At 60.2% G+C, this 4402-nt stretch carries 3 protein-coding genes; all 3 read left to right on the forward strand.

What is annotated here, in order from left to right:
- Positions 1-125 precede the first annotated feature (125 nt).
- The 3 genes from M5D89_RS14180 (at position 126) to M5D89_RS14190 (ending at position 4292) form a co-directional block, all read left to right on the forward strand.
- Entirely contained in the window at positions 126-1949 is a 1824-nt protein-coding gene (locus M5D89_RS14180) for a replication endonuclease (RefSeq protein ID WP_248886519.1), read from the forward strand.
- A 185-nt stretch (positions 1950-2134) separates the two neighbouring features.
- A complete protein-coding gene (locus M5D89_RS14185; RefSeq protein ID WP_248886520.1) occupies positions 2135-3481 on the forward strand; it encodes a plasmid recombination protein in 1347 nt (448 codons plus the stop codon).
- A gap of 589 nt (positions 3482-4070) precedes the next feature.
- Positions 4071-4292, forward strand: a complete 222-nt coding sequence (locus M5D89_RS14190) for a hypothetical protein (RefSeq protein WP_248886521.1) — start codon at positions 4071-4073, stop codon at positions 4290-4292.
- Positions 4293-4402: the final 110 nt, after the last annotated feature.

Consider the following 4402-nt stretch of genomic DNA (forward strand, 5'->3'; position numbering starts at 1 on the left):
AAGCGATGGTGGAGATCAGGGGGCGAGAATACTGCAAGAGCGATTTTCACCCAGAAAATACGCAGTATCAAGCCCCCATCCCCACCCACGCCGAGCCGAGCCGCCTGACACGATAGGCCGCGGCCATGACCACGGCCCCCGAGCACCTGCGCGCCCAACCGTGGCCCGACGAGCTATTCCTCGCGCCCGACGATGGTCCAACCTGGCTCGACCCTGATCCACACCTTTTCACCGATGAGCTTCCGCAGGGGATCGAGGAGGCGACGCACCCGGACGACCGCGAATGGGTGGCCGAGCAGATCTGCAAGGTGCTCACCGAGTGGCGTGGACTCGCGCAGCAGCAGTACACCACGCCGCCGGAGAATGTCGAGGGCGCGACCCCGAAATCATCGCTCAGGGCCAAGCGCAATCTTTCGCTCCTTGGGTGGGTTGAGCGCAGCACCGAAGCGCGGAACTCGCCGCTGTACCGCACTCACCACCGCGAGGCGCTCTTGCGCCGGTACTGGCACACCGACCATGCGAGGATAGCCCTCGCAACCAAGAGATACCCCAAGTGGGTGGCCAGGCACGCCGACATGAGTGAAGACACCATACGGCAAGAGGTAAAAGCGATCCCGACCATAATCCGCGACGAGCAGGGGCGCGAGCGACTAAATCCGGCGTGGGCCGACCGCCTCGGCAGCTTTGCCCCCGCGGTGGAGCCGACGCCGAGAAAATTACGCATGGCGATCCGCCGCGCATTCCGCCAGTTCAACGAGTCCGCAGCGCATGGGTTGCGGCTGGTCGGAGCGAAGAAGCAGATTTGCGTATCTGACCATACTTATAAAAGCCGCGTGGCACAAAAAAAGCGCCAAAAGCTGTGGGCGGAACATACCACCGTAACACCGCACGGCGGGAAAGCCCGTAAATTATCCGAAATAATGCGATCCAATCAACAGCGATTTGCGGAGCGTTACACGCTAACAAAGGGGTTGGAAGAATGGGCGCAGAATAACGGATTCGCACCGCTATTTATTACTATTACCTGCCCCCCACAATTTCATATAAACCCTAGCGTTGGGCGCGATTCATGGGCCGGACACACTCCAAAGGACGGGCAGCGATGGCTTTCCCATGTATGGGGTAAAATCCGCGCGTCACTCAAAAAAGCCGGGATAGAAGTGCATTTTTTGAGAGCAGCAGAACCGCATAAAGATGGTACACCGCATTGGCATATTCTTGCATTTGCTGAGGAGAGTAAACACGAAAAAATCATGGAGATAGTTCGGAAGCATGTGCCGACCGCAGACAGCAAAAACGACTTTACCGGCGACGGCGCGGCCAACGCATCCTCGTACATCGCCGATTACCTTACCGATGATCCGGTGGAGGATGACGGGGAGCACCACGGCACGACCAAAAAACCCAAAGGGCGCTACGAACCGTGGCGCTCGACCTGGGGCATAAGGGCTTACCAGTTCGGAGGCGTACTCCACGGCAGCATCACGCTCTGGCAGCAACTCCGGCGACTGGATATCCAGCCGGAGGAACCATTAGCCCGAGGTCTCTGGCGTGCCGCGCGCGGTGGCCGGGCCGCGCTGTTTTTTGGTCTGCTCCATGGGCGGAAGAATCGAGTGCAGGTGATACGCGAGGGGCGCCGCGACTTCCGTGGCGCAGCCCCCGACCCCGACACCGGCGAACTACCCGAACCCAAAACCAAAGCCGGGCGCATCCTGGGCCTGCGAATCCGAGGCATTGAGTACCGCACCGCACCCGAAACACCTGCGGAACTCAGCACCGACTACCGCACATTCTTCGAGGAACTTGAGGGTTTCCACGCGGTTACAGTTATACCTAATGGCTCAAGGCGCGACCCCGACGAGGCCGAGCCGGACGGGTTTTGGGATGACTATTGGCAAATAGCCGATCCCGACCCGCCGCCGCAACCGCCCAAACAGGCGTCACGGTGACAAAGAATAGAGGCAAAGACCACCGGCAAAAGCAGGTGCAGGAGGGGGATTGCCTGCCCGCAAGGGGGTTTCCAAAGGGGCGCGAAGCCCCCTTGGCCTACTCGCAACCCGCAGGGGTTGCGTAGTAGGTTACATCCACCGCACCCCATGCTATACACCAAAAGGACCACAGCAGGGATGCAGTCATGAGCCACACGGTAAGCGTCAGAGTTGAACCAACCATCGGCAGAAAAGCAGCGGGGCAGGTCAAGCATGATCTCCGGCAAAACACGCCTGACTATGTGGACCAAGACCGAACGAAGGACAACAGCATCATCATCGAGCCGCCGCACCCGAGCGCCATCCGGCAGGAGATCGAGGCGAACAGAAAAGCATCCGGCCAGCAAAAGCTAAGGGGCGATGCACGGACCACCGTTAGGGGGATCATCACGTTCGGCACCGAGGCCCAAAGAACCTTTGAGCGGCTACCGCGCGAGCGGCAAGACGCGCTGTACCAGAAGATTGCCGCAAGAATAAGCAAGGAAACCGGCCACGACTTGATCGGACTTGTGGTACACCGCGACGAAGCAGCAGGCCATGCGCACTTTATGCTTAGAGGCTACCGACTGGAAAATGGCAAAGAGCAGCCATGGCGCCACGGGCGGGAAATGATGAGCAAACTACAGGATGTTGCGGCGGAAGAATTGCGGCACATAGGCATCGAGCGCGGCACACCAAAGCAAGCGCGCATCGAGCGCGGCGACGACATGGCCAAGGTCGTACACCGCAGCGTGCGGCAGCTTCACCAAGACCTACCAAAAGAACTTGAGCGCAAGGCCCAAGAAGTGCAGCAGGAGATTGAGGCGCAGCGGCAAACGCTAGAGGCGCAACGAGAGGCGGCACGTCAAACCCTTGAGGCCATTACCAAAAGCATCGAGGCGGAACAGGCCAAGGCCGAGAAGAACAGAAGGCTAATACATGAGCAGGAAGCCAAGCTGGCGGCTGGCAAGGTGAGCGAGGAGCAGGCGCAGAAGCGCACCGCTACCTACGAGCGGCGCGAGGCGGACGCCGCCGCAAAGGTTGCGGCATTGGAGAAGCAAGCGGCAGAACTACAGGCCAAGCTACAGCCGATAGAGCAAGACCTGGCCAAGCAACACCCAATGCCCACGCCGCCGCAGGCGCAGACGGTCGAGGTCGTGACCAAGGACGGGTTCTTCACGCAGCAACGGGAAACACGGGAAGTAATACCCGCCGAGGCCTTCCGACAGTACCAGCAGAACGCAGAAATGCGGCAGCAGCGATTGGTGCAGCAGGCAGCGCAGGCAGAAGCCAAAGCCCAGCGGATCGCGCAGGATCATGCGGAGATGAAAACCCAGCACGACCGGCGCGGCATGTTGTTGGACGCCATCGCCAGATCACCCATAGCCGAAAAGCTGGCGGAGCATCTACCAGCGTTTGCCAAGTGGGTGCAGAGCGTTCGAGAGCGTGACGCCCAGGCGCAGGCAAAAACGCAGGCCAAGGCCCAGCAGCGCGGGTATGACTTCGAGCGTTGATGTAACTTACTACGCAACCCTAACGGGTTTCTTGTAGGCCAAGGGGCCACGGCCCCTTTGGAAACCCCCGCGTATCTCTCTGCGCTTCTGCCTGTTACAGTGTAACGAAACCAATCCCCGCACCTTTTCTTGGAGACCCAAACGCTCGGACCGGCACGGCTGCGTCCAGAGCCGGACGGCCAGAGGCCGCCCCGAGGCGAAGGGCTCCCGCCGCGCAGCGGCAGGGAACGTCGAGGGGGGAACTCCGGCGAAGCACTACCCCTAGACCGGCACCAAAAGAGGCCGGATCAGGGCACGAAAAGGGGGGTAAAAAAGGGCCGTTTTCCTTTACTTGATGGGTTGGGGAACCCGAACACCGCAAGCATGGCAGGGTCAGGTGGTGGCGGGGAGACCCGCGCCACCGTCCCACGCCCTGAAGGGCGCGGGTCCCTCGCAGCGCGGGGCCGGGCGCCCGGCCCCCGCCAATACGCAGCGGTGCAGTGCATAGATTTTTGGTCTCCAAAAGAAGGTGCTGGGCTTGGGGCGGTGCTTGCATCACATCTGTCACTGTGACATAATCTTTATTGTCAATGTGACAGCAGGAGACGAGATGATGAAGACGACCAGCGCAAAAAGGATGCAGGCCAAGCGCGAGCGTGACCTGGAATACATACGCGGCGCCAGCGACCCGGATCTGAGTTCTTTGAGTGATTCTGGTCTAGCCGATTGCTTTCTGACCGAATGGCGACAGGCAAAACGAACCGGGCGCACGCTTTTAGCAAAGGATCTGCTACGAGAGTTAGAACATCGCCTAGATCAAGCCGCGCGGTGAGCGGGACTGTACAGACGAGGCGCGACGAGACAGAATTACCCATCACGGCAATAGGAGGCGCACGACAGCGCACCAAATGGAAACCCCCCGAGTCCACCCCATCAGCCGGC

Source organism: Acidithiobacillus acidisediminis, assembly GCF_023277115.1.
GTDB classification, from domain to species: domain Bacteria; phylum Pseudomonadota; class Gammaproteobacteria; order Acidithiobacillales; family Acidithiobacillaceae; genus Igneacidithiobacillus; species Igneacidithiobacillus acidisediminis.